The following is a 24,859-nucleotide window of genomic DNA, read 5'->3' as shown; positions in this document are numbered from 1 at the left end:
CATAACCACAATAGAAACCGATCTTATATTCATTGCGTTGAAGCGATTGGTCGGGAATTGCCGATTACGTGAGGTCTTAATACAACGATTTTGCGCTCATCCTCAGGAATTCTTCGAGATTTGCGCGAGTCACGCATCGACGTTCTTGACTTGTGACAGGACGCGTCCAAATTTCAATAACCCGCTCTATTAGGTAGACGGGGAGAAATTGATTGGGGGCAGTGCGACGCGACGTGCGTTCGCATCCATATCAAGGATCACGCTTCGGCGTGCGAAGGATGGACAGTCAATGAACGCTATTTTGCTGGGGCCGCGAAGCATGGCCCAATCGCTGGAAGGCATTCTTGCTCAAAGAGGCGTACGCGTTGCAAAGACGGTCAGTCAGCAGTTAAGCGGCGCTCGAGAAGAGTTGTTATTGATGCAGGAGAAGATGGATTTTCTGTGCATCATCGCCGAACAAGATCCCAGCGTGACGCGTTCTACACTGCAAGGTCTGCGCTTATTGACCGACAAGCCGATCATTCTGTTCGGCGCTGTGACGTTACCGGCCGAAATCATGCGATTCATTCGGGCCGGAGCCACGGACTATATCAACGTCGCTGGCGACTTCACTAATGAACTGGACGAGATTCTCTTCCATATGCGCGATCAGTCGAAGCGCGACGTACAAAGCGGCGAAATCGTCGCATTTTGCGGCGCTAGCGGCGGAGTTGGCGTGACCACGCTGGCCGTCAACTGCGGAATCCATTTGGCGCAAGAGGGCGCCAGCGTCGTGCTGGTCGATCTGAATCTTTGCGGCGGCGATGCTTCTCTTCACTTGGGACTGCAACCGGAGAGCAACATTTTGGAATGCGCCGTGAGCGCCGACGACATTCATGCGGTGACCGTCAGCAAACTGTTGGCGCGGCACGAGTCGGGGCTGAATCTCTTGGCGGCGCCGCAATTTTTGGATGGTCAGGAAATCATGCAGCCGGAATCCGTTCACCGCACCATCGGCGTTCTCGCCGCGATGCACGACTACGTAATCATCGACATGGAGGATGTTTTTCACCGCGAACAGATCGCGGCGCTGACGTTAGTCGATCACTTGTACGCCGTCTTTCGAATCGAGTTTCCGTCGCTGGTGCGCACGCGCAGGTTGCTCGATTATCTGAGCGCGAATGAGATGAATAACGTCCATTTGTGCGCCAATCGAATGGCGCAGGGAAGCGGCATCTCCAAAGAAAGAGCGGAACCCGTGCTGCGTCGTTCCATCGACTATTTGATACCGGAGGAGACGCGCATGGCCACCGACGCCGTCAACGTAGGGGTGCCTGCCGTAGTCGAGTATCCTCGATCCAAGCTCGCCAAAGCCTGCGTTCAGATTAGCGGAGACATGAAACGTAATTTTGAACTCAAATCCGAGATAAACCATGTTTCAGAGCCGATCAGCTAAGTTTGCGGTCGCGGCGCCGACGCCGACGCCCAAAAAACTGGGACTGCCGTATGACGTCGTCAAAGGCCGGATCCATAAATCGCTCGTCGATCGTATCGACGTGCGCGCGATGAACCAGATGAACGACCAATCGCTTCGCAACGAATTGAAAGCGGCGATCGAAGATATCTTCCTGACCAATCCGGACCTGATCTCGTTTACCGAAAAAGACCAACTGACGGCCGAACTGATCGATGAGATGATTGGTTTCGGTCCACTCGAGATTCTGTTTCGTGATTCCGCGATTTCCGACATTCTGATCAACGGCCCTAACGACGTTTACGTCGAGCGACTAGGGGCGATTGAACGCAGTAAAGTCCGCTTCACTAGTCGTGATCAGTTGCTGCGAGTTATCCAGCGAATTGCGTGTAAAGCAGGCCGTCGAATCGACGAGTCGAGCCCGATGGTCGACGCCAGACTACCAGATGGAAGCCGCTTCAACGCCGTCATCGCTCCGCTCGCGATCGATGGCGCACTGGTCTCGATTCGTCGCTCGACGACGCAATCGATGACTCCGCTCCAGTTTGTCGAAGCAGGCTCGTTATCGTCCGAGATGCTCGAGTTCCTGCAAGCCGCGATTCGCGCGCGGCTCAATATTATCGTCTCCGGCGGCACCGGCAGCGGCAAGACGACGCTCTTGAACATGTTGTCAGGATTCGTCGCTCCCCATGAACGGATCGTCACGATCGAAGACGCCGCCGAGCTCAAGTTGCGGCAACCGCACGTCGCCCGCCTAGAGACGCGGCCCGCAAATATCGAAGGAAGCGGCTGCGTCACGACGCGAGATCTCGTGAAAAATGCGCTGCGGATGCGGCCCGATCGAATCATTGTCGGCGAATGCCGCGGAGCCGAAGCGTTCGATATGTTGCAAGCGATGAACACCGGCCATGACGGCAGCATGACGACGCTGCACGCGAATGGCGCGACCGACGCTTTGCAACGTCTCGAGATGCTCGTCGGGATCTCGCAGCAAGAGCTTTCGATGTGGTGCATCCAGCGTCAAATCTCTTCTTCCGTAGATTTAGTCGTACACGTAGCACGGTCGCAGGATGGCGTTCGTCGCATTACCGAAATCAGCCAGTTGGCTCGGGGCGACCAAGATGAACTGGTCGCCGAATCGATCTTTTCGCATGTGGAATCGCTGAATGAAGCGACCGGTCAGGTGCAAGGCCGCTTTCACACGCACGGCGTCACGCCGCGCGCCATCGACCAAATTCGAGCGAGCGGCTGCGTATTGTCGCCTAACCTCTTTCAAACTTGCGATTAAACCGTCGCTAGGGGAGCTGTCACGATGTCGATTTCCTCCGTCATGTTGTTTACGTTTGTCGGCGTGACGTTTTCCATCGTCAGTATCGGCTGGATCGTTTACGACCTGTTTTTCAGCGTGCGGCATCGAGCGGACGATCGTCTGAAAGACGCTTTTTACGACGAAATGCGCTCGCGGTCGAATGCTTCACCGTTGCTTCGAGAACTGAGCAACGCGAACGCCGGCTTTACGTTCAATTCCCGTTCATTAACGACGCGTTTCAAAACATGGCTGGAACAGTCGGGCTCGCAACTGACTCCGCGGGACTTCGTTCTGTCGTCCCTTTGTTTGGCGGCGCTCGGCGGCGGTGGGATTTTTTACGTGACCAACTCCTTCTTCCTGGCTCCGCTCGGCATGATCGCCGGGCTTTTGCCAGCCGCGTGCATTTGCCATCGCAGACTGCAACGAACCGAAATGTTGACGCAGCAACTCCCCGAAGCCTTTTCTGCGATTTCTCGCGCTCTCCGCGCAGGTCAAGGGTTGCCGACAGCGATTCAGATGGTCGCCAACGATTTTCCGAAACCGCTGTCAGAGGAGTTTACGCACTACTACGAACAGCAACATCTTGGCGTCGCTAACGAGGTTGCGCTGCGCGATATGGTTCGGCGCGTCGATGTCATGGAACTACGGATTTTTGCCGTCGCTTTGATCGTCCAGCAACGAGCGGGGGGCAATCTCGCCGAACTACTGAAAAAACTGGCGGATTTAATCCGCAAACGAGTCAAGTTGAGGCGCCGCGTCAAGGCTTTAACCGGCGAAGGTCGCATGCAAGCGGTCGTCTTGATCGCGATGCCGGTTTTAGTGCTCGCCGCGTTAGCAGTGGTCGCTCCCGACTATAGCAGCGTTCTTTGGGAACATTACGAGATACTCATTGGCTGTGCGATTTCGCAATGTATCGGCGCCTTCCTGATCTCTCGAATCGTGAACATCGACTACTAAACAGGCGATAATATGGATGCATTCTCCAATCTCTGGATCATACAAACCGCAATCTTCGCCTTTGTTTTTTGCGGCGTTTTGTACGCGTTATCCAGGTCTCGTCCCGCGGTGGTGAAATCCGACGCACGACTCGACTCATTTTTGCAGGAAGTCGAACACGGGCCCAAAGTTGTGCCCGGATCAAACTCACTCGCCAGCGGTCTCAATTTTATCGAAATGCGACTGTTGCCCAATGAGGAGGAGTCACGCACCTACTATACGCGGCGATTGGTTTTAGGCGGGTTCCACAGTCCGACGGCGATCTCGCTGTTCATGCTGGCGCGTCTGCTACTGATGGTTTGTCCGGTGTTTATCGCATTGGCGATCGCATTGCTCGGCATTTTTCCGTTTCATACAACCATCCTTGTCGGCGTCTGTCTTGGTTTTATTGGGATCTTGATCCCGGAATTATGGTTACGATCCTGCACTCAACAGCGGCAAAAACGGCTACGAGAATCGTTGCCTGATTTCGTCGACCTGGTTGTGACATGTCTGGAAGGAGGCATGGGCGCGGCGGAAGCGATCAGCCACGTGCATCAAGAATTGACCTCTACGCACGCAGACCTCTCTTATGAGCTCGGCCTCGTAGCGCGCGACGGGACGCTCGGCATCTCGCTGGACAAGTCATTCCGCCGAATGGCGGAACGCACCGGAGTGGAAGAGGTGCGAACGCTCTCCACCTTTCTAGAGCATTCCCAACGCTTCGGTTCGGCAATGGGGGAAGCGATGCACGAACTTTCCGACATGCTCCGATATCAACGAGAGCAACGCGCCGAGGAACGTGCGCAACAAGCCTCCGTCAAAATCCTGATTCCGACTTTATTGTTTATCTTTCCTACGATCTTCGTCGTGCTGGCGGGACCAGCCGCAATTCAGATTAGCGGAAAGCTCTGCAACTCCACACTGAATGCAGACGAAAGCGAAAGCGACTCGAAATGACCCGCATCAAACGAACTGCGGCCGCAGCGATTGAATTGGCGATATGCCTGCCGCTGCTGATTACGATCACGATCTTTACGCTTGACGCCGCCAACGTGCAATACGCCAAAATCACTCTGGACAGCGCCGTACGTAACGGCGTCCATCGCGGAGCGACAATGCAGTTCACGCCGTTTACGTACGAAAACTGGCGTGATATGGCGGAACAAAGCATTCGTGAAGAGATGGAAACGATGTCAGATTTCGAATCTCAAAATTTCCAAGTCAACGTCGAAGCGACCGAGCAAAACGATCGCGTTACGGTGGTTGCAACCGCTACTTATCAAATCTCAACGCTGTTTAATTGGAGCGGCAGGGGAACCGAACTGACGCTCGCGCGTCAATACGAAATGCGCCAAGTGCGTTAGGAGCAAATTCAATGCGATTACACCGCCTGCAGCGAAAAGGGGTAACGATAATCGAAGGCGCGTTTTGCCTGGTTGTCGTCTTCTTCATGCTGGTCGGCATGTTGGAGTTTGGCGTCGCTTCGTTACGCCGCAATTTACTCCGTGATGGCGCGTCGCGAGTTGCCCGAGCGGCGATCATTCGCGGTGAAAAGAGCGAGTTGTCAGAGTGGGGCTCGAATCATGTGGAACTAACAGCCGCGGCGGATGATTCGATCGCCGTGGCGATTCTTCCTTCCCTGGCGACGATGGCGCCCGACGATGTTCGCATCACCATCGATTGGCTGGACGGCGACAACCTGACCGATCAACGGGTCAACGTCATCGTCGAGTACGACCATGATTTTCTGTTTGGCCAGATTTGGATGATCGATCAGTTGAATCTAAAAGCGGAAACACAAATGCGCATTGAACGATAGGGGCCAACATGTTCAGACATCGACGTCACTCGCCAAGCGTACAGCGCCGGCGCGGAAAAATTCTCGTACTTGTGGTGTTACTGCTGCCGGTTTTGTTCGCAACTATGTTGCTCGTGTTCGACGGCAGTCGAGTGACGGTCGAATCTCGTTCGCTGCAACATATGGCGGACGCCGCCGCGCTGGTCGCTGCGGACGAACTCTATCGAGCCGTATCGACGAGTACGGCGATCACCGCGGCGGAGGCGAATTTTCTCACCAACGACGATTTGGCGAACGGCGCCGTTCAGGTCAACATTCCGCCGACATCCGGTGAGTTCGCCGGCTCCAGTCGACATGCCGAAGTCATCATCAGCCGTCCGCTCGACAACTACTTTGGCGGGATCTTTCAACTCGCTGACGACACGCCGCTGTCGGTGCGAGCCGTCGCCGGCATTGAACCGGCGACCGATGGAGCGGCGATCGTCGTGCTCGACGAAGATCCGCCGCCTCTCAAATTATTGCAAGCGTTGCCGATTGTTCCGTCGTTGCCAACGTTGATCGCGGGCTTCGAGATCCTTGGACTGGGGCGCGTCACCATCGACGGCGCAGTCCTCGTCAATAACACTTGGGGAGGCGAAGATGAGCTCGGATTACCGGCCGGACAATCCATGGGACCTCCCTATGCAGTCGCTTGCACTCCAATTCTGCCGCTCTCGAAACTACAAGCGACGGATCTACGCGTCGCCGGCGGAGTCGATCGTCGTCAAAACTATCGGGGGTTCGACGGCGACTATTCGACGGTGTTGCGCGCTGGCAGCCGTCCTGTTCCAGACCCGCTGCGTGAGGTTCCTCCACCAACCGCTTCCGTCGACCCGGCCAATATCGTCGACGACTATTATGGAGGCCAAACGATCGTCGGCTTGCCTTTGATCGGCCCCCCGGTCGTGCTGAAGCCAGGCGTGTACGAATGGATCAATATCGTCACGGGAAACGTAGTTTTTGAACCGGGGGTCTACGTGATCCGGAGCAAAAGTCCTTTAACTCAACTTTCGCTCACCATGCTGGCGGCGAACGTTCAGGCTCAAGGAGTGATGTTCTATATCACGGACAATAATAGCTATTCGGTCAACTCACCTGGCGTGGATGCGACCGATGGGGACACCCACCCAGGCAATGTCGGAGCTCTCGAATTGTTGCCAAGCACGGTCATTAACATCGGCATCCTAGGAAGTTCGTATTCGCCGCTCAATAGCCCCGGCAGTCCCTACGACGGGATGATGATTTATCAGCGCCGTCATGATCGGCGTCCCATCGTCCTGGTTCAAGAAAACTTGCTCGGACCGGGGACGATCAGCGGCACGCTCTATAGCAAATGGGGACATCTGTTGCTTGCCGGTAAAGGAACTTTCGACACCCGGATCGTGACCGGCACCTTGCGGATCATCGCGTTGCTGGATGTCGATATCGCTCCAACGTGGAAACTAGACCCAGCCTTTGAAGTTTATTTGGTCGAGTAGTCGCCGCTTCACCTACCGTTGCGTTAACCAAACCGGTAACGCAACAGGCGGCCAAACCGTCGCAGCGGCGGCGCCAGGTGCATGATCTGCGCGAGCGTTCGTAGCGGCCAAGAGATCCGCGTTAACTGCTGGGGATCAAGACGCGTTTGCTCAGCGACAAATGTTAGACGCGGCGCCTGCGTCACCAGCCAGTAAGGATCGCCCAGGCCCCAACGCAATTTGGCGCCGGTCGCTTGAATCGACGGCAGAAGATTGAGGATCCGCACGCCGAACCGCGTATAGGCGTCAAACGCGATTTCTCCCTGCTCGAAATGCGCCGTGATCTGCCGGAACAGGCGCGGCACGGCGTCTATCGGCAAATAGGGAAGCACCCCTTCCGCAACAATCAACGTCGGGCGATCTCGGGGAGTCGCATCGAGCCAATCGTCGTCTAAGATCGAAGCGCCAATCCAATCACAGCCAGGGCGATCTGCATACATGCGGCGACGCAGTGCGATCACCTCGGGGAAATCGACCTCGAACCAGGCGACATCCCGGGAAGGGTTTACCCGCAGGATTCGACTATCCAATCCGCACCCCAGATGCAGCACCGTCGCTTGCGGATATCGGTTCAAGAAGTCACGCGTCCAATCGTCGAGCGCCTTCGAGCGCATCGCCAAGCTGATCATGCCGTCGCGGGTCACGCGCAACTTGAGAAAATCATAGTCGAGTCGCTCCACCACGCCGGCCGCAAAGTGATCCTGCAACAACGAATCGGCGAGCCGACTCTCTTCGGCCTTGCCATACAGCGTGATCAGCAGCGTTTCCCGCTCGTGGGTCAGTTCAATCGATTCCTTTGCGGTCACGCTGGCTCTTTCGTCGTTTCGCCGCTGAATGAGGCTCGTCTGATTCCATTCTCGGGAAAGCGATGATCGCTCCAAGAGGGCGTCCCAACCGTTTGAGGACGAATCTTGACAGATCGGCCAAGTTTCGTCCTCCACCGTACCGATATGCGATGATTTCAATGCCAGTATAGTAAGATTAGGAAAGCTTGGCCGTACTCAAGGAGCCCCGATTTGCGGTCAGGTCTCCTCTCCTTGGCGAAAGGCGCATCCAATAACTCCGTTGCAGATTTCTCGCCGGATGGAGTTGCGCATGGCCGCCGTTCTGACCGCTGGTTGCGCCGCCCCTTGAATGCCGCCTTTGTAGGGGGAAGAAGAAACGACCGATCCGACGGCGAACATTGGATTTGCATTGCTCGAACTTTTTACTTCCGAGGGCTGCAACAGTTGTCCCAGTGCTGACCAGAATCTGGCTCGCGTGAATCTTGTCTCGCTGCAGAAGTTGCCGATCTACACGCTCTCGTTTCACGTCGACTTTTGGAATTATCTAGGGTGGGAAGATCCCTTTAGCGACGCCACTTTTTCACAACGCCAACGAAGCGACGTCCAGTCGTTTCAAGCCGATCGAGTTTACACGCCGCAAATGATCGTCAACGGCCGCGTCGAATTCCCCGGCTCGAATCAAGCGACCGATCGCGCGATCGCCGCCGGGCTCCGCAGTCAACCGCCAACGCGACTAGAGCTGAACGTCACCGCTCAAGCCAACTTGGCCCATGTCGCCTGGCAGGGAACCGATCTGACCGAGCAAAACTCGCTGCTATTGGCGCTGGTGCAAAAGCGGGCCTCGCATTAGGTTGACGCGGGTGAAAACAAAGGGCGAACGCTCACGCACGTCAAAGTAGTCCGCCAGTTGCTGACGGTTCAGTCGCCTGCCGCCGCCGGCCAGACCAAGCTACAACTTCCGCCGCAAATCAATCCAGCCGATTTCCATCTCACCGCACTCGTTCAGTCGCGGGCCGATCAGAAGATCAAATTCGCCGCCCAAGCCGAGTTCGCCGCATCCTAAAGCCAGGAAGACGCGGCCGCATGCTCTCGACTAGAATAGACGCTTTATCGCCGCTCTCCCCTTGGTTGAGACTTGCGCCATGCGAACTCTTTCTTTCGTCGCTACGGTATCGCTTCTGCTAGCGCCGTTGTCCCTGATCGCCGCTGATAAGCAGCCCAACGTCATCCTGATCATGGCCGATGATATGTAGAAAGCGGACGGCAAGTTCTGCCCCAAATAGCCGAAAAAATAGCGTTTTCCTGGGTTAGATGCGACGTTTCCAAATTGTGGTTAATCGCTGCAAATTCAGGTCGAATTTGGGCAATTAACTACACTTTGCTACATACTTCGAGGACTGTCGATTCGTTTTCTTTCAGATGATCAGTGCGTCGAAAAGGGCTTTTTGCTTTGCAAGTTCTCAAATACGACGCGATCCAGTTCCTCAATCACGAAGTTTTGCGGCACGCGTTCCTGCTCGATTCGCAAATTGGTTTCGTAGCAAATTTGATACGCTGACATTTCCTCAGGCGTCAGATTCAAAGACGGTTCTCTGCGGCCCGAATTCCCTACTCCAGCCAGTGATTTTCCCCACGTTCTTACCATCTCTTCGTTCATCATGAGGCTACGAATGTGAGGCAAAAAAGTGCGAAGCCGAGAGAGAATCTCGAATCCCTCTAAATCAATATCCCCCCAGTACCACACTTCTTTTTTGGCGAGCCAAGTCAAGTAACGCATATCCGTAACCGAATTTCCAAGCCCTCCCATCGCAACACCTTCTTGGATGAAAGGTAGCGTCATTAGATTGACCTTATTTTCCACGATCAGCACTCGATTCCCAGGCAATGGCGTTTCGGCCAACGCGTGCAATGGAACGGCAAGCTCTGGCCAGAGAGATGCTGTTTCACGCTGAAGTTCTTCATCCAGAAAGCGAACATGAACTAAGGGTTCGGCGTAACGTAGCCCAAAGCGGCGGCAAAAATGCTCTTCATCCGCACGAATCGCCTCCGGGGGTAATACCAGATCCAACCAACATCGCAGAATTCGGGAATTTTGTTCGATAAACTTCGTATCGACGGACAGAGGAAGCTCTCGTGCAAAACGGTTGGGGCGAGGATACCCGACAAAATAGTCCAATACTTCTAGCAACCCATCCAGCGATTCGGCCACATCGACAAGATCCTTGCGATGCGTGCCAATCCATGTCGCTAGTTCCGGATAACGATCGCGAATCGCGTCTACCGAAGATTTGAACAGGCGGAACTCTCGTTGCTTTTCGACGAGTCGCAGGAGGTCCTCTTCTGACTCTATGAAAACTCTCTCAGGAAACCAATTCTTGCCGTGCCGACGCGAATTCTTTTCTTTCCAGTCAACGGAATAACCACATCCTACCTTTTCCTTGGATCCATTGCGGAGGGCAAGGATCGACTCTCGAGCAACCGCCAAGTTTTCGTCCAACTGTTTCTCACAAGGAATTGTCCGGGGAAAAAATGGCTCTTGATTGAGCCAAGCCTTTTGCCACTGTGGATAAAGACGAATTGCCTTTCGCTTGATTTCCTCCGGGCGAATCATGACATGGCCGCCCCGTCTTTCGAATAGGATTGAGAGGCCTCCGCCACCTCGTCGAACTCCGTGGCTGTCATTTCATAGATTGCTGAGCGATTCTCCTTTTTGACGACATGCAGATACCGCCCGACGTAAGGTTGCGTTACCCGCGCCTTTGCGTCCAACGGCGCCACAATTAACAATTGCAAGCCGAATTGACGAAACAGATTCAATGCGTATTCCGCATGTTGGTCATCTACTTTTGAGAACATCTCGTCAACCACAACGAAATGGAAACGGTCGCTTACAGGAAGGTCCGGTTCAAGATCGTATTGATAGGCGATCGCCGCCACCAAAATCGTGAATGCAAGCTTCGCCTTTTCTCCTCCGGATTGCCCGCTACTATCTTGGTAGACGGACACGGTCTTTCCGCTGTCTTGATCGATGACCGCAGCGACAAAATCAAACCAACGCCGCACATCCGTCACCTTGTCTCGCCATCGTTTACTCTCTTCATCACGAAGCCGGACAATCAGCTTTTTGATCCGCAAGAACCTCGCTTCATTCGCTTCCGCCGTATCCTCAAAGCTACCTTCAATACATTCTCGCAATTGCGACTGAAAATCGGAAATTTCAGAGTCTCGCATCGGACGCGGCTGAAGCTCTATGTGCGTGCCTGAACGATATTCCAGTTTCTTGAGCGAAACGTTCAGAAGTTCAATCTTTCCTTCAATCCCGCGTCGCTCTTGCTCTAAAGAATTCCGGAACAGTCCAATCTCTTCAATGACCTTCTGATTGAGCCGTTCTTTGAACCGCTGTTCGTGACGTGGTAGGTCGTCCTCTAAAATCTGCTGACGAAGATCAAGAAAGGCATCCAGATAGACGCTTGAGGCGCTGAGATCGTCCGTTTTTTCTGGACAAACGCCCAAAAACTTCGACATAGCCGTCGTAAGCCTATTTTGAGATTCGGTCAAGTTTTTTCGTTGCTGTTCGATCACTTGATGCCAATTCGCAATCTGCGCCTTTAGCCTCTCGAAAAGCGAAAAAGCCGTCACGGGCGGCTCGCGTAACACCTCATCAATCTCTTCGTACAACGGAAGGAATTGCGCAAGGCTGCCATCACCACGCCATCTGTCGAGACATCTTTCCGCGTTGGCGATAGCTTTTTGCGCACTATCAATTGAGTTTTTCCGCTCCCGTTCGTCTCCGATCAACTCGTCCTTTTCAAGCTCGAGGTCTGTAATCAAAGCTTCCGTTTCCTGAAGATGTCGTTTAAGCGTCTGAAGTTCGTTGGATTGACTCTCGATTGCCTGCTGCTCCTCTTTCAGTCGTGCGATTTCTACGTCATGCCTGGGGAAGTCGATCTGATCAAAATTTGTGATTCGTTGAGCCTCTTCGATTGCCGTAAGTTGCCGTTGAATCCGTCGGTACTGTCTATCCGCTTGGTCAATTTCGCCAGTTAATACGGAATCCGCTGTTGAAAGCCGTTGGATCTCTTCCGCTAATCGACGTTTCTTATCTCGGTTATCCCAACCCAAAACAAAATTCCGTGGATCGACTACGCGATCCCGATCGTCTTTCTCATGACGCCGCTTGCCATACTTGACATGGCGATTTTGCGTCATTGCCTGTCCTTCAAAGCTCCTGAATTCGTCAATCGACTCGCAGCACCTGAAGTCAAAATGCTCGCTCAATTCGATCTTCAGCCAAGGCAAAAGCGGATGACGATCTCTGAGGTCAAGTTTCTCGACTAACGATTGCGGGGAGTTCATTCCCCCTGTCCGTCCATGCCTTCGATCGGTGACTCTTTGGTATACCAGCCGCTGACCATGCCCTTGGGCAATCAAACGAGTTCGTTCCATATGCGACGCGATGAGGGGATAAAATCGGTCTGGCACGAGAAGGCTCAATGCAAGTCCGTGCAATACCTTCTCTATCGACGACTCCCAATCCCGCTCGTCCGCTCGAACTTGCATCAATTCCGCGGCAAAGGGTATTTCGCCAATTGCGATGCCCAACGCATCACTGATAGATTTCCGCATTTGCACGCACCACTCAGGCATATTGTCTCTGCGGCGTTCCAAACCAGTGAGTTCGGCACGGAGATCAACTAATAGACTGCGAGCAGTTATTTGTCGGTGAGCCAAATCACTTCGTATGCGTGCGACTTGCTCCGATTCCGATTCAAGCGAGGATTTGCGTTCCGGAAACTCGGATATAGCTTTGACGAACGCCTCAGCGTTCGACATCTCGGACTCAATCCCGATCGTTGCCAATGAGTCCTGAAAACTGACAAACGCGGAATGCTTATTCCGACTCTCCACCTCTTCCAAACCAATAAGTGCGGGAATTAGCTTCAAACGATCTCCACCAACATTGTCGATCTGATTTAGTAACCAGCGATGGTTGGATCGAAGACGCGCCGTTTCATCGGCAATCGATACGAGGCGAGAACGCACTTCTTTTAACTCGCGCTCTTCCTTCTCCATCAATGGCGTAAAAAGGTCGATTGCCCTTTGAGCTTCATATGCGGGAGCCGCATTCTGGAGATTTTCAATTCGCCGAATAGAATTCTCAATGATTCGATATTCTTCGCCGAATCGGGCAACGGGCTCCAAAAGATCACGCTGCTGCCTCGCTCGAACTAGACAGTCATGGGCTTCATTTAGCTGCATAAAGTGCCCCAATAGTCGTTCAACTTTATCGCTCCAGTCATGTGCCTCCAACATATGACTTCGTATGAAGTCGTTTAGCTTTTGAATGTCTTTCACGGCGACGGTCTGATTAAAGACTTCCATCGCCTTGCTCTTTACATGGGTCGCCTTATTAAACCAGCCTTCGTATTCTTGAAAGGTTCGCGTTGCCCGAACGCCTCGTTGCTTGAGAATCTTGAGGATCGATTCCGCCGCTTGAAGCTCCCCAAAATCTGTTTGAATCGAACGTTCGTCGTCGGTAAAGCAATAGACCTTCTCCACGCTTTGATCGGATGCTAAGTAGAGAACCTGTGCAACGGTGAATGACTTTTCGATATCGGCATTATGAAAGAAGGCAAGGAGGACCGAGTAAGAGTCTCCTTTCGGGCGTAAGTGTTTGACGCGGATACTTTGGCTATCGTCGTCGCTTGAACGGTCATAGGCGCCGAGCAAATACGACTTCTCATCTCGTTCCCGTTTTTTGGCGCCAGCCGCGACGTTAAAATTCCGGACGCCCGGCCGCACCAAAAGGGTCAACAACGCATCAACTAACGTTGACTTGCCGGAGCCATTCTTTCCGATTAGCAGCGTAGAGTCTCCGCCTGGACTGGCACGATAGATTTGCCCATCAAAGGTCCCCCAATTCAGTACCTCAATTTTCTGGAGGCGAAATCCAGTCGTAGCAGATGAGCCAAAGGGAAGGTTGGACTGAATCATCGTTCTTTGCCTATATTGTGCTGACGCTCCGATTGGTCGTCATCGCAAGTTCACTGAGAGTCGCCGGTGGAAACTTCCGCATCTGACTTCCTTTGGACGGCGTTCGCCAATTGATCACGCAAGTGTTCCAGACTATCCGCCGTAAGGCGAGCTTTGAGGATTCTCCGAACCTCCCAACTTGCGGAGTCTTTTCCAAAACGCCGAACGAAAGACAGCTCTTCCAATTTCCTGAGCGTCGCCTGAAGATCTTTTTGCAGCTTGACTTCGTCAAACTGATTAGGAAAAAAGGCCTTCCAAGTATCGAGAAGCGTCGCCTCGTCGACTACACAACGAGCGTCTCTAGTCTCTTCCTCGTCGAAGCGTCGCAATAAGTCGCGCAATACGACGGCAAGCACGGTCTGACCAAAGCTGAGTCGTGACGCGCGAAACAGCTTGGGCAACGCGTCGTAGCCAGCGGGCGTCTCTTCTTCCGAAAACTGCCGCAGATAGGCCAAACCTTCCGTTTCATCGGTGACAAGTTGAAGCCCAAGTCGAGCGACGAACTGCTCAACCTGGGAAATGTTTGACATCAATACATCCCACGCCTTCCCATCCTCTTGCTCAATGACTCCCTGCAAGAGCCGCACGAGAGGAAGACTCCATTCGCGATATTCTGGATAGTCACTTCGCACGACGTCGACTCCTTGAGGGCAGAAACGTGATGCGAGGTACAGTCACTTGGTAACTGCGGTCCAATGGACTGGCTGCAGCAACATGGATAACTTCATCTTCCGTCGGATCGATCAAATGACCATCCTCATTCGCTAGCTGTAGGTACCCAATTACTTCCACCACGCCAGCGGAAATCGGATGCACCGCGAGAAGCTGCCCCAGCGTGGCGGAATGTTCAGTCGCTAGTAAGTGGCGTATACAATCCCGCATTCGGCGCCAGTCTAGATGTTGAAGCGACGCAAATTCATGGAAAACTTCTCGCCGCTCTTCCGAACTAGGCAGGAAATTGGTCAGATCGATCGTCTCGAACTGCGGCGGCTCTACCCAAAACGATCTGCGAAACGGAGAATCTATATCCAGCGCAAAGTCGAACGAGACGCCAGGAGCCTGGTCACGCGAATTTCCCTCATAGGTAATCGCAAGGCTTTGAATCTCCTGCAGTAATTGGGCGATCCGTCGCCTGTCCGCAAATGCCCGAGCATCTAGCAAACGACGCAACGTCGCCGAAAGTCGCTGATTGGTCCGCATCACCTTTTCCGCTTCATTTTGTAGCAGGGTGATCATATTGCGAACCGTCTCCAGCCCTTCGTGCAGCGAATACAATTCGGGGATGCAACGTACTTCTTGAATCACCTTTTCCAAGCGTTCTGTTTGGCTTGGAGAAAGAATCAGCTTGACGAATTCATAAAAGCTGACCCCCTGATCTTCCTGTTTCAGCAGATCTTCTGAGTCCAGTGCGAATTCTAGAATCGCTCCGCGCCTTTCGAGCCCCTCTTGTTCTCTCTTTTGGACCTGTGAGGTAATCTCTCGAAACGAGTCTTCAACGGCACGAAAATCGCCCTGAAGCTGCCTAAGAAGCGACACGGCCGTCGCAAACCGCTCGCGTATTTGTGCCGGCTGATACTTAGAAATCTGCCCGTCCTGCTCGATCTGCTCAATCTCCCGAACGATGCGATCTCGTTCTTTGCGAAGATGAATCAGCCGCGTCTCGGGATCATCAGAAGATCCGACGACTAGATCGGATAGAGTTTCAATTACTAGCTTCAATCGGGATTCCGTTCCGACGAAGCCCAGATCCAGATTGATCGCTCGATCGACGAAAAGAAGAACTTCTTCGGTGTGGGTCGTTAGTTGATAGACAGGCTCTTCTCGATCGGCTTCTAAAAATCGTTGCAACCATCGCTTCTCTGGATCGCACCAATCCGCAAGATAAGCGTCTGGTTTCGCGGTCATCCTGTCCGGGTGCGTCTCCTTGAGTTCATCGAGAAATAGAACTAGCGCAGAGATCAAATCCGAATGCGGAATAACGATTTGTCCCGATTGCTTGAACTGTTGATCAAGAAACCCAATGACAAACGGAGCGTTTCTCGATTGCAAGAGGCTAACGGCCGGAGAAGTCTCGAAGTAGACCAGCAACTTTCCGAGCCGGATCATCGGATACTTTCAATTCACTCTTCGGAGTTAGAACGAGCCCTAGACAATCATGGAATTGTCGCGACATATAACTGCTCGTTGCCCCGGGCGACTAATTCGGGTTAGATCTCACAATACACGTGAAATTTGCGATTTCAAACCCAAAAAATTTTCCCAAGCGATTCCAGCCCGCTTCGATGTCGAGATATTCAGAAAAATCGGCATCTACCACTTCCTCGACATGCATAGTCTCTACCCAATCTCTTGACCGATTCGTGCCCTTCTCCACAGCGAACATGGTGGTTGCAATAATTCAAAGAGCGCCTATCGGCAATGGCGGCGTCACGCGTCGACAGGCCGAGTTGCAAAACCCACGCGTGGTCGAACATCGCCGTCGTCTGCGGACGACCAACATGCCTGAGCGTTTGAAGCAAGAGATCCAGAGTCGTCTACTCGACGAATGTCTGGATCGTCAACTGTTCGTCACACTGACCGAGATTCGAACTGTGGATTTTCATTTTGGTACAGGATGATCCCGTATCAATAAACGTTCGAGAACTCCTCGAAATTCATCCACTGTACATCGCTAATTCCTTCGGTAGTTTCCAAGATTTGGGAAACGTTCTTCAGTAACTTGGAGAAGTGTTGCAATGGTCGCCTAAACAACCAGCCGATGAGTCCCATTACCGGGTAAACTTGAATCACCCAACAATCTACAGGAGGCTCATCGATCAGAGCCCAGTGAACATGCAACTCGTAGCGCTCGCCGCCCAAAATTACGTCTAACGTCCAGGCTGATTCGTCTTGGTGAGGACCGTTAATGCTTGTAACTTCATCAAATGCTCGAAGTCTTTCTTTGACAAATGCAGCACAATCCTTTCCCCACGGAGGTGCAAGATCAGGACCTTCCTTTGGCCATGCGAAGCTGAAAAGAGCGCTCCGAAAGACGACATAGGTCTTCGACGGTTCTTCATTCATCGATGTCGGTCCCCCAAAAATGACTGCCAGCCAGCGATGCGCCAAGGGCGAATTCGGCGCCAATAATCTTCAAACCCGCCGGACTTCCAAACCAAAGGTATCCGAGTCGGCTGCCGTCTAGTCATGCAGCGACTATGTGAACCTGGCACAAATCACCGGAACGACATGAAATCGACCTGCCTCACCCTTACTCCCATGCCAAATGCACCAAGAGCCGTTCCAAGATAGTCTCCTTGCTGATATGCGTCATAGGATTGATAGGCGTTCGCACCAAAATCAGCAGTTTTCACGACATCCGAGAATCGGCCAATTGCACGGACCCCTCTTGTCGCATCGAGGGCCACTCCTGCACCACCTGGGATTATTGGAATCGCCAAAGCGATCAGGTCAGTCGTGATTCCAACCGCATCAAAAATTGCCCCGCCAAAATTGCCTTCATTGAGATTATGTCGGTAACTGTAACCGTCCGGCCAACCACTCAATCGCCGTCGGCCCGTCCGCACCGGCGATCACGGCGCACATCGCAATGAGCACGACATTGACCAACTTATGTCGCTGATTCACATGCGACCGCGAGTCGTCAAGCGACTGAAAATATTTCGCCAATTCCCGAAGTTCCGCCTCGGCGACAACCCGTTTCGTGATCCGCTTCTTCTTCCCTTTCTTCGCCACGCCAATCTCCCGCTGAAAAGTGTTCAGTTGGAGAACGATTGTCGCAAAGATTCGCTTGCCGCGCTAGGCTCTGTCAGAAAACAGCTAAATCGCCTGAAAATCGGAACTTGCGAAGTGAAAAGTCTCGGAAAAACCAGGGTTCAGGATCATCTATAAAAGCCAACTATTAGCGTTTTCTGACAGAGCCTAGGCTAAATTGCCTAGAGTGCGCGATAGCCGTGCCGCAGCCAGTTGGCTGCCAAGCAGTAGATTCATTTTGTATTACGGAGAGCACTCAACAGCCTGGCTGCTCGGAGGACTGCTTCGTAAAGCAGAGTTCCAGTAATGATCCAAACAGGAAGGAATGCCAGCCAACAAATGCTTTTAAAAAGCGAGTCATCCGCAAGCGGCCTGGCCACGGTATTCAGAATAACGAAATAAGGCACGTAGAATAGAATGCTGGTAAATAAAAGAGCACGCGACGCATGTTCTATATGATTGTCAAGATCATCATTCTTTCCACCCACGTAAAAAGATATATTCACAGATAATACTATTTCGTAAAAACCGAGCACTGTCGCAGAAGTGATCACTGCTGTAATGATAAACAGAAAACAGTCCGTACGATGGATATCAGCTCCAAAGTTCTCTAGTAAAATCGTTAGGGAGCGATATAGAAAGACACCATTGAAAAATATAGCTCCCGTAAAAGCCATCATCAACGAGAATCCTGAAAACATGTCGAGCATCATAGCAATGATCCGAAAGCCGAATTGCACAGGCGTCAAAAATGGGCTAGGCTCTGTCAGAAAACGAAAATTTGACTTCTGCCGCCCAACCTCGAAGGCTTGAAAGAGACGCTTTCTCTTTCCACCCATGGAGGTATTTATGGAACGGCATCGACTTACGAATGATCAATGGGAATTGATTCGCGATATCTTTCCTCCGCCGGCCGCGACTGGTCGCCCGCGCGTTTCGCGGCGCAAGGTCGTCGATGGCATTTTGTGGATCTTGCGAACCGGCGCTCCGTAGCGCGACTTGCCCGAAAAGTACGGCAAGTGGGGAACTGTCTATGATTTGTTCACCACCTGGAACGCCGACGGAACCCTCGATGAAATCCTCGATTTGCTGCGTGCCGCGCACGTTGATGCGGAAGCGATCGACGAAGAGTTGTGGTGCGTCGATGGAACCAACATTCGTGCGGCTCGCTGTGCGGCGGGGGCTAAAAAAGGGACGCAGTGACGCAGCTAGCGATGAGGCGTTAGGTCGTTCTCGCGGCGGGTTTAGCACGAAATTGCATCTGTTGTGCGATTCCCAAGGAAATCCGTTGCATGCCTGTTTGTCGCCTGGCCAACGACACGAGTCGCAGTTTCTGGAAGAACTTCTCGACGGCTGCGAGGTCTGTGGTGATGAACGAGACGAAGCGATCTGGCCCGTGTTCCTCGCTGGCGACAAAGGGTACCGTGCGGATTGGATTGACGAGTACCTGATCGAAGAGGGAATCTTGCCAGTCATCCCGAGCAAAGAAGACGAAGACCGTTCCGCCCGATTCGTTGAATTCGATCGCGAGAAATATCGCCGTCGCAACATCATCGAGCGACTCATCGGCTGGTTAAAAGAATGTCGTCGCGTCCAAACCCGCTTCGAGAAACTCGCCACGAATTTTCTCGGAATGGTGAAGATGGCGTTCATTCAACGATACTTGAAATTAATGACTTATTAGGGTTTTCTGACAGAGCCTAGATTCGCCGAGCTTCTTATCGGTATCTTGCTCGACTGACAGGATCCAATCTCCAGCCTCCCTCGTAGGGCAACTTAATCACCACATTGGTTAAAGGTGGTACGTAAACGTGAGGAGAGCCAATGAAAGACGGAAAGGACTCGTGGATAATCCATTCATACCAAAATCTTGGCTTGAGAATGGCGTATCGACTGTTTCGGAGTGCCGCTTGCGAAGCTCCAAGCGCCGGGTTTCGAAGAAACTGGCTAACATGCAATAATTCGTGTTGGACAATCTCACCAGCTAGATTTTTGGCCAACCATTTTCCTCCAAGTGGAAGTACGATCCTGAGTCCCTCAGTTCCTGTGATTGGGTCCACGCGGGGCAAGAATCGAGAGCCTTTACGGAGTTGAACCAATTCGAAGATTGACTTTTCCAGCACATCATCAATTTGTGATCGCGTAACCCATGAATATGTTCGTCCTGACAACCTTCCTCCTGCCCATCCGCTCAGATTTTGTACAAACAGCTTGGCCCGGAAGCTGAGAGTGCCGGCCTGCTGATGTGCAATCTCTCGCAACGCTGCTTCAGTGGCTTCTTTTCCAGCGGTTCTAATACCATCGCTAGCGAGTTCGCGGCCTAATGTCTTCGCCCCCAGTGTCAGAAAGGCTCGCCCTCCTGATCTTAGTAGTGAACTAACCAAGAAGACATCTCCCACAGCAATAATCGCATTTAGTGTTCCCCAGACCCATTCGCCTTTTGAAAAATGATATCCAGCGGAGCGACTTGGTCCCCAAAGAGGAGCGAGCCCCTCATAGAATTCGGGTGGGCCTTCCTCGGCCCCGGTCGTGGCGGCGGCATATGCAAGCGTTCCTAAGAAGCTAAGTGTCAGGGCCGTCAAGAATACCGTCCCACTGGGATCAATAAAATTAACCGGATCCCCCGCACAATACTCATAAAGATTTGGTCCATCGACCATCCCCAGCGGGTCTTTGGTGAGCCAGCGACCCAGCTTCGGGTGATAGACCCGGTTGCGAACCACATACAGCCCCGTATTGGAGTCGTAGTAGTAGCCGCCGAACAGCTGTCGGAAATCGCCTTGATTCGAGGGAGCGCCGTAGGGATCGTAGGTAATCAGGCGGTCCAGACTTTCGTCATCTTCGGGGATGAGACGCACAGTGTTCCCATTGGCGTCGGAGAGCGAATAAAGCCGCTCCTGAATGTGGTTTAGGTCGCTATATCGTTCACGGCAGATCAAATCATCCTGGCCGCGGATGCCCCAGATATACTCATAGCGATAACTTCCGCCTTCCTGGGGAGTGACCACTTCCTCCAATAGTCGCCAATCGGGCGAATACGTAAAACGCCGCTTTTCAGCACCTGAACTGAGCAAGGCGAGTCTTCCCAACCCATCGTAGGTAAGGCGCGTCAAACTGGAAGTCAGTTTAACCGGGCGGTTCCAGGCATCGTACGTAACTCTTTCAGTAACCTCCGGTTGCTGGGGATTCGGGCAGGCGGTCAGATTGCCTGCCTCGTCGTACTCCGGCTGCGCCCATGGCGTTTCTTGCGACGCGTTGGTAAGCGACTTGATTCGATCGCCTGGACCATAGGTCCGGCTTTGGAGCAATTTTTCTGAGGCGCCGTTTCGAGTATCCCATTTCCGCCAATTGCCAAGAGCATCCAATGACCAAGACTGCTCCTGCTGATCTTGGCCCTGACGTGTAAACTTTTTGAGTCGATTCAAGCCATCGTAGACGAATTGATCTCGCTGGACGACGCCAGCGGTGCTTCGCATTTCGCGATTTGAAATCAGGTAATTGCGATCGTGTTGATACTTGAATTGCAGCAATAGGGTTGGAGAATCGCCCGACTGGACCCAGCGCAGTGTTTGCAAACGGTCGAGGGAATCGAGGGCTCCAAACCGTTTCCCCGACGGAAAATCAAGATTGAACACGAGTCCATCAGAAGTGCTATGCCCCAGGCGAACCTGGTAAATTTGACCACTCCCCCAGTAGACATAGGAGGCGTAGTCGAACAGGGGCTGTTGTGATTTCGTGAGAAACTGGATCCGCGTAATCCTGCCCGTGTCGTTATCCGCATGACTTGCGTATTCGTAGCGAATGGATCGCTGGCTGGGATACTCCAACTGTGTCGGTCGAATTGTATTCGCGCGCGCGACTTCATCCGGGCTTTCCAGGTCGCTTAGACCGACGAATTGTATCGAAGTGGACTTGGAGTCGTAGCCTGTGATCGAGGTCGTTTCCTGGTTAACCTGGTTGAAGGCGGTATAGCTTCGGTCGACGGAAGTCAGCTCTATCTTGCCGTCCGCATCCGCAAAAGTCTGAATTTTGATGAGACGACCAAGATCATCAAATACTCGCGTGATTCGGCTGGTTGTATTGTCGACCTCGCTCGTACTAGGCCCGGAATAGTGGACAATATCGTCTGTCTGGCGTCCATATTCGTCATAGAGATATTCATGCAAATCCCCTCGTGGGTCCTGCATCCCGATCACTTCCCCTTGCAGATTGTAGCCAAAGCTGGTTGCTGCGCCGTCGGCGTCAATTTTCTTGGCGACAAGGGAATAATCCGGAACGTAGAAGGAAATATCCGAGTTCTCGGGGCCATACAGAAGCCGGACAACCGTTTGATCAGTCCCTCGGCGCGGATCTCGGACGATAATCGACTTGATCCGCCCATCGGGAAGAAGTTGGTTACGAGTGAACCGTTGTGGTATCTGTCCTTGCAACTCTGTCGTGGTGATAGCGCGTCCCGCATCGTCAAATTCCGTTTGGACCTGCTTTCCTGATGGGGACTGCACCAAGGCCAATTCACCGCGAACGTTGTAAACATAGCGTGTGACCAGTGTGTAGTCCGTAGAGGGAGGGATTGAGTCGCCGCCCATAGGTTGCCCTGTGCCGTAGTCAACACTTGCCACCACGCGGCCCAGAGGATCGAAGAACGACTGAGCGTACTCGGTCCTGTTCTCAGGTAATTCATTGAGTCCACGGAAGCTGTTTTGCTGCGTGGGGCCAGTATGTTGCACAGTGACTTGACGAGGTTGCCCCAGAGGGTCGAACTCAGTGTCGCTTTTCTCCAAAACGAGATCAGCGACACTGAATTGTATCGCTTGAGAGAGGGGCGAATTTGCACGCTCGTTGTATGCCCAGAATCGCGTCTTTTCCCGCCCGAGCGAATCGTATTGCATCTTGAAATAGCCAAGGCTGCCTGCCGGTCGATATTTGACAGCGTTGCCCGATTGGTCCCTCCAAATTAAATCCGTCATTTGTTCGACTAGCTCCAGATTGGAAGGAGTAGCTTGGCTTTGTCGCAAATAGTTCTTCCGATAAACAAATCCGCGAGAGTCGTATTTGGGAACCGTCGCAGAACTGAAATTCGATATACCTTGCCGCTTCTCAATCAACTCGATTTTTAGCCGACCGGCAAGGTCCCAGAAAAATTCCTCAGCGGAGTCGGCTTGCTGTTCTTCATCTTTCACGATCTCCTGCCGATGGAGTTGATTTTTCCAATCGTAGACCATCTTCAAGACGCGCTTCTCGTTTGGCTTAGCGTATCGTGTAACAGAAGTGAGATTTCCTATGTAAACAGGGTTGTCGAAGTTAGGTTTTTCGTTGTCATATCGAAATTCAGTGGTAAGCGTTTCAGCTGACTTGGCCCCTAACCAAATTTTTTCTGGCTGCCCAAACATGTTGTACTGAGTGATCCAGCGGGTTCCGTCCGGGGTGACGGCGTTGGTGAGGTTGTACATTTCATCGTACGCCTCGAAATAGGTGGTGAAACTCTTGCCCGCAGCGATGTCGTAGTAGACTTGCTCTTCTTTTAGTTGGTTTTTGTCGTTGTACACCAGCACGCGTGACCGGCACCAAGTTCGAGCAGAAGCCAAGTCGCTGGCTCGAATCCGATCCGGGGCATTCGTATTGCGAACCATCGCATTGATTTGCTGTCGGATTCTGCCAGATCGATCAAACTGCGAAGCAGAGACCGGATTGATGACCTGGAAATCACCACCTGCGCGCTGGAATCCGACGGCCGAAATAGCGACTCCCTCAAGATCATCGAAGATCGTCCAATTGGCTCGTCTGATTCTCTCTGTTCGCGTGCTGTCTGGACTCGTAACGGCCCGGTGAATCGGTCCCAATGCCCTGGTAATCCGGCCGAGTTGATCCGCCCGCAAATCCGTTGTCAGAACTTCGCCTTCTAAGGATCTCGTGACAATTTTCTTGGGAACACTGAGCTCATCGTAGTAGCTAGCCGAGGTTTTGACTCCTCGTTCGTCAGTTGAGCTTTTCGGCAAGCCAAATTGATTGAAGACAGTCTCAGTCGAAGCCGACGGCGCGTCACCGTTCTCATCCCTGGGAACAGGCGGCAAGTTGACGCTTAAACTTGACGCCCCTGCAAGTCCTGAGGATCCCCAGGTCCACCAATAGCTAAGGTCGCAGTTCGGATTCTCGTCATTAGTCAAGTAGTAAAATGTAATTCCTTCCTTCTCTCGCGGGTCATAAGAAAAGGTATGAAGAATTGATGGGTCGGCTTCATTCTCTTGCGTTTCATTGGCCCCACTGGCAATAGCGCCCGACACGAATTGCGGGTTGTCATTCACTATCCTAACCTTCTCGACTAGCTGCGAAGATGCCTCCGTATCTATGACAATACACAACCCGCTTCTGCTATATCCTTGAACGACCTCTCCAGATGGGTAAAAAAAGTACTTTGAACCCGTATTCGGAGTCGAGATCCATTTCAGTTCACCAAAACGCGGCCTATAAAATGCGTAAGTCTGACTACTCCTTCTAATTGGTGAAATTGCCTCCACGGGCAGCTTTACATCATTGTGAAGTATGTGTACTTGAGTTTCATTGGCTGCGTTCGAACTGACTAGCGTTTGGGCAGAATTGGGCAGGGTTTCCGTGCTAGTGCTAAACCAACTGCCAACTTCTTCAGGGTTTTTCGTTTCGCTGAACTCGTATTTGTACTCGAATGTCCGTCCGTTCCGATCCAAGGTGATGGATTTAATGCGTCGGACGAGCTGTTTCGTTGCGCGGGCGCTATTGTTCGCGATAACCTGCTTGTTATCGTCCGAGTAATACTCAATCCAGAGATCGCTAAAGTATTTCTCGGGCCCATTTTTCAAAGGATCTTTCCCCGCCTCTTTCATGCGATGATACGCATCAGCCCCCACCATCGCCTTTAACATTCCCTGGGCATAGGTTGAGTTTGAAGCCGACGGGCTGTTCTTGTCAGTGTAATAAGCAAAATATTGCAGAGTGTCCTTGCGAGATTTCCAGCCTTCATTCCAGAACTCGAACTGTACAGTCTTGAGGTCCCCCTTGCATCCGTGGTCCTCGTTCTCACCATAATAGGTGTAGTTGGCGCGAGAAACGTTTTCTTCCTTTCCTTGGCTCTTTCTGCTCAACGTCACATTTTCGACACGTCCGTCCTGCCAACTGTATTTGAAGGTCTCCGTGATCAGATTAAATGCCGCAGAGGACTGG

At 52.5% G+C, this 24,859-nt stretch carries 22 protein-coding genes; 13 read left to right on the top strand and 9 right to left on the bottom strand.

Annotated features, from left to right (window positions below):
- Nucleotides 1-289 precede the first annotated feature (289 nt).
- The 7 genes from DSM3645_RS05065 to DSM3645_RS05035 all read left to right on the top strand — a co-directional run bounded on the left by DSM3645_RS05065 (nucleotide 290) and on the right by DSM3645_RS05035 (nucleotide 7,055).
- Complete coding sequence (locus DSM3645_RS05065; RefSeq protein ID WP_040351625.1) at nucleotides 290-1,435, top strand: AAA family ATPase; 1,146 nt, start codon at nucleotides 290-292, stop codon at nucleotides 1,433-1,435.
- Complete coding sequence (locus DSM3645_RS05060) at nucleotides 1,413-2,741, top strand: CpaF family protein (protein ID WP_002650973.1); 1,329 nt, start codon at nucleotides 1,413-1,415, stop codon at nucleotides 2,739-2,741. The genes DSM3645_RS05065 and DSM3645_RS05060 overlap by 23 nt, the downstream gene beginning before the upstream one ends.
- 24 nt (nucleotides 2,742-2,765) lie before the next feature.
- On the top strand, nucleotides 2,766-3,719 hold the full coding sequence (locus DSM3645_RS05055; RefSeq protein WP_002650972.1) for a type II secretion system F family protein: 954 nt from the start codon (nucleotides 2,766-2,768) through the stop codon (nucleotides 3,717-3,719).
- Nucleotides 3,720-3,890: 171 nt separating this feature from the next.
- The gene (locus DSM3645_RS27715) at nucleotides 3,891-4,697 is read left to right on the top strand and encodes a type II secretion system F family protein (protein ID WP_161603297.1); all 807 of its coding nucleotides are present in this window, start codon (nucleotides 3,891-3,893) and stop codon (nucleotides 4,695-4,697) included.
- Nucleotides 4,694-5,104 (top strand): TadE family protein, encoded by a 411-nt coding sequence (locus DSM3645_RS05045; RefSeq protein WP_002650970.1) that lies wholly within the window; start codon nucleotides 4,694-4,696, stop codon nucleotides 5,102-5,104. Before DSM3645_RS27715 ends, DSM3645_RS05045 begins: the two co-directional genes overlap by 4 nt.
- Before the next feature lie 11 nt (nucleotides 5,105-5,115).
- Nucleotides 5,116-5,559: a TadE/TadG family type IV pilus assembly protein gene (locus DSM3645_RS05040; RefSeq protein WP_040351624.1), complete on the top strand. Its 444-nt coding sequence runs from the start codon at nucleotides 5,116-5,118 to the stop codon at nucleotides 5,557-5,559.
- A gap of 8 nt (nucleotides 5,560-5,567) precedes the next feature.
- The gene (locus DSM3645_RS05035; protein WP_081444726.1) at nucleotides 5,568-7,055 is read left to right on the top strand and encodes a pilus assembly protein TadG-related protein; all 1,488 of its coding nucleotides are present in this window, start codon (nucleotides 5,568-5,570) and stop codon (nucleotides 7,053-7,055) included.
- A 23-nt stretch (nucleotides 7,056-7,078) separates the two neighbouring features.
- On the opposite strand, the gene DSM3645_RS05030 is transcribed toward DSM3645_RS05035, so the two are convergent.
- The gene (locus DSM3645_RS05030) at nucleotides 7,079-7,900 is read right to left on the bottom strand and encodes a class I SAM-dependent methyltransferase (protein WP_040352134.1); all 822 of its coding nucleotides are present in this window, start codon (nucleotides 7,898-7,900) and stop codon (nucleotides 7,079-7,081) included.
- Between the two features lie 388 nt (nucleotides 7,901-8,288).
- Between DSM3645_RS05030 and DSM3645_RS05025 the strand changes: the two genes are divergently transcribed.
- Nucleotides 8,289-8,729, top strand: a complete 441-nt coding sequence (locus tag DSM3645_RS05025) for a DUF1223 domain-containing protein (protein WP_002650966.1) — start codon at nucleotides 8,289-8,291, stop codon at nucleotides 8,727-8,729.
- A gap of 57 nt (nucleotides 8,730-8,786) precedes the next feature.
- A complete protein-coding gene (locus DSM3645_RS30390; protein ID WP_002650965.1) occupies nucleotides 8,787-8,942 on the top strand; it encodes a hypothetical protein in 156 nt (51 codons plus the stop codon).
- A gap of 360 nt (nucleotides 8,943-9,302) precedes the next feature.
- Here DSM3645_RS30390 and DSM3645_RS05020 read toward each other — a convergent pair whose 3' ends face one another.
- The 4 genes from DSM3645_RS05020 to DSM3645_RS05005 are packed head-to-tail and all read right to left on the bottom strand — an operon-like array spanning nucleotide 9,303 to nucleotide 16,018.
- Nucleotides 9,303-10,490, bottom strand: coding sequence for a Wadjet anti-phage system protein JetD domain-containing protein (locus tag DSM3645_RS05020; RefSeq protein WP_002650963.1), 1,188 nt, complete (start codon nucleotides 10,488-10,490; stop codon nucleotides 9,303-9,305).
- A complete protein-coding gene (locus DSM3645_RS05015) occupies nucleotides 10,487-13,873 on the bottom strand; it encodes an ATP-binding protein (protein ID WP_002650962.1) in 3,387 nt (1,128 codons plus the stop codon). Before DSM3645_RS05015 ends, DSM3645_RS05020 begins: the two co-directional genes overlap by 4 nt.
- A 50-nt stretch (nucleotides 13,874-13,923) precedes the next feature.
- Nucleotides 13,924-14,544: a DUF4194 domain-containing protein gene (locus DSM3645_RS05010; RefSeq protein ID WP_002650961.1), complete on the bottom strand. Its 621-nt coding sequence runs from the start codon at nucleotides 14,542-14,544 to the stop codon at nucleotides 13,924-13,926.
- Nucleotides 14,534-16,018 (bottom strand): DUF3375 domain-containing protein, encoded by a 1,485-nt coding sequence (locus tag DSM3645_RS05005; RefSeq protein WP_002650960.1) that lies wholly within the window; start codon nucleotides 16,016-16,018, stop codon nucleotides 14,534-14,536. Before DSM3645_RS05005 ends, DSM3645_RS05010 begins: the two co-directional genes overlap by 11 nt.
- Before the next feature lie 275 nt (nucleotides 16,019-16,293).
- Between DSM3645_RS05005 and DSM3645_RS04995 the strand changes: the two genes are divergently transcribed.
- A complete protein-coding gene (locus tag DSM3645_RS04995; protein ID WP_002650958.1) occupies nucleotides 16,294-16,530 on the top strand; it encodes a hypothetical protein in 237 nt (78 codons plus the stop codon).
- Nucleotides 16,531-16,537: 7 nt separating this feature from the next.
- Here the strand turns inward: DSM3645_RS04995 and DSM3645_RS04990 are convergent, their stop codons facing one another.
- The 3 genes from DSM3645_RS04990 to DSM3645_RS04980 all read right to left on the bottom strand — a co-directional run bounded on the left by DSM3645_RS04990 (nucleotide 16,538) and on the right by DSM3645_RS04980 (nucleotide 18,504).
- The gene (locus DSM3645_RS04990) at nucleotides 16,538-16,975 is read right to left on the bottom strand and encodes a hypothetical protein (RefSeq protein ID WP_002650957.1); all 438 of its coding nucleotides are present in this window, start codon (nucleotides 16,973-16,975) and stop codon (nucleotides 16,538-16,540) included.
- 444 nt (nucleotides 16,976-17,419) lie between these two features.
- Entirely contained in the window at nucleotides 17,420-17,647 is a 228-nt protein-coding gene (locus DSM3645_RS04985; protein ID WP_002650954.1) for a transposase family protein, read from the bottom strand.
- 251 nt (nucleotides 17,648-17,898) lie between these two features.
- Nucleotides 17,899-18,504, bottom strand: coding sequence for a hypothetical protein (locus tag DSM3645_RS04980; RefSeq protein ID WP_002650953.1), 606 nt, complete (start codon nucleotides 18,502-18,504; stop codon nucleotides 17,899-17,901).
- A 10-nt stretch (nucleotides 18,505-18,514) separates the two neighbouring features.
- On the opposite strand from DSM3645_RS04980, the gene DSM3645_RS29270 reads away from it, so the two are divergent.
- The 3 genes from DSM3645_RS29270 to DSM3645_RS29265 are packed head-to-tail and all read left to right on the top strand — an operon-like array spanning nucleotide 18,515 to nucleotide 19,349.
- A complete protein-coding gene (locus tag DSM3645_RS29270) occupies nucleotides 18,515-18,658 on the top strand; it encodes a transposase (protein WP_002650952.1) in 144 nt (47 codons plus the stop codon).
- A gap of 6 nt (nucleotides 18,659-18,664) precedes the next feature.
- A complete protein-coding gene (locus DSM3645_RS30615) occupies nucleotides 18,665-18,868 on the top strand; it encodes a transposase (RefSeq protein ID WP_002650951.1) in 204 nt (67 codons plus the stop codon).
- Complete coding sequence (locus tag DSM3645_RS29265) at nucleotides 18,774-19,349, top strand: IS5 family transposase (protein ID WP_315849859.1); 576 nt, start codon at nucleotides 18,774-18,776, stop codon at nucleotides 19,347-19,349. Before DSM3645_RS30615 ends, DSM3645_RS29265 begins: the two co-directional genes overlap by 95 nt.
- A gap of 34 nt (nucleotides 19,350-19,383) precedes the next feature.
- Here DSM3645_RS29265 and DSM3645_RS04965 read toward each other — a convergent pair whose 3' ends face one another.
- A complete protein-coding gene (locus DSM3645_RS04965; protein WP_040351623.1) occupies nucleotides 19,384-24,780 on the bottom strand; it encodes an RHS repeat domain-containing protein in 5,397 nt (1,798 codons plus the stop codon).
- Between the last annotated feature and the right edge of the window lie 79 nt (nucleotides 24,781-24,859).

The sequence above is a fragment of the Blastopirellula marina DSM 3645 genome, assembly GCF_000153105.1.
Lineage (GTDB): Bacteria > Planctomycetota > Planctomycetia > Pirellulales > Pirellulaceae > Blastopirellula > Blastopirellula marina.
This window is presented reverse-complemented; position numbering and strand designations above follow the sequence as displayed.